Annotated in this window: 2 protein-coding genes; both read left to right on the top strand. The window is 62.0% G+C overall.

Features of this window, described 5'->3' with window-relative positions:
- Positions 1–288, top strand: a 288-nt coding sequence (locus LU684_RS30415) for an electron transfer flavoprotein subunit beta/FixA family protein (protein WP_408981019.1), incomplete at its 5' end; no start/stop codon positions are given.
- Positions 289–1,160 (top strand): electron transfer flavoprotein subunit alpha/FixB family protein (locus tag LU684_RS30420; protein WP_232895371.1); only part of this gene is annotated, 872 nt, incomplete at its 3' end.

Consider the following 1,160-nt stretch of genomic DNA (forward strand, 5'->3'; position numbering starts at 1 on the left):
GTCACCCGTGAAATCGATGGCGGCCTGCAGACCGTATCGCTGAACCTGCCAGCCATCGTCACCACCGACCTGCGCCTGAACGAGCCACGCTATGCGTCGCTGCCGAACATCATGAAGGCCAAGAAGAAACCGCTGGAGACCGTCAACCCTGGCGATCTGGGCGTTTCGCTCGCCTCCACCAACAAGACCCTGAAAGTCGAAGCGCCGGCTGCCCGCAGCGCGGGTATCAAGGTCAAGTCGGTGGCCGAACTGGTCGAGAAGCTGAAGAACGAAGCGAAGGTAATCTAAATGACTATCCTGGTTGTCGCTGAATACGAGAACGGTGCAGTCGCACCGTCTACCCTGAACACTGTTGCCGCAGCTGCCAAGATCGGTGGTGATGTGCACGTGCTGGTCGCTGGCCAGAACGTCGGTGGCATTGCCGAGTCTGCTGCCAAGATCGCGGGTGTGGCGAAAGTGCTGGTTGCCGACAACGCAGCTTACGCACACGTCCTGCCGGAGAACGTGGCGCCGCTGATCGTCGAGTTGGCCAACGGTTACAGCCACGTGCTGGCCCCGGCCACCACCAACGGCAAGAACATCCTGCCACGCGTTGCCGCACTGCTGGATGTGGACCAGATCTCCGAGATCATCTCGGTCGAGTCCGCCGACACCTTCAAGCGCCCGATCTATGCCGGTAACGCCATTGCCACCGTGCAATCGAGCGCTTCGGTCAAGGTCATCACCGTGCGTACCACCGGCTTCGACCCAGTCGCAACCGAAGGTGGCTCGGCCGCCGTTGAAGCGGTGAGTGCCGCGCACAACGCCGGTATCTCGGCCTTTGTCGGTGAAGAGCTGGCCAAGTCCGACCGCCCGGAACTGACCGCTGCCAAGATCGTCGTTTCCGGCGGCCGCGGCATGGGCAACGGTGACAACTTCAAGCACTTGTACAGCCTGGCCGACAAGCTGGGCGCTGCCGTTGGTGCTTCGCGCGCTGCGGTCGACGCAGGCTTCGTGCCGAACGACATGCAGGTCGGCCAGACCGGCAAGATCGTTGCGCCACAGCTGTACATCGCCGTCGGTATCTCCGGCGCGATCCAGCACCTGGCCGGCATGAAAGACTCCAAAGTGATCGTTGCGATCAACAAGGACGAAGAAGCGCCGATCTTCCAGGTGGCCGA

The sequence above is a fragment of the Pseudomonas sp. NMI542_15 genome, from assembly GCF_021283425.1.
In the GTDB taxonomy this organism is placed as follows: domain Bacteria; phylum Pseudomonadota; class Gammaproteobacteria; order Pseudomonadales; family Pseudomonadaceae; genus Aquipseudomonas; species Aquipseudomonas fortuita.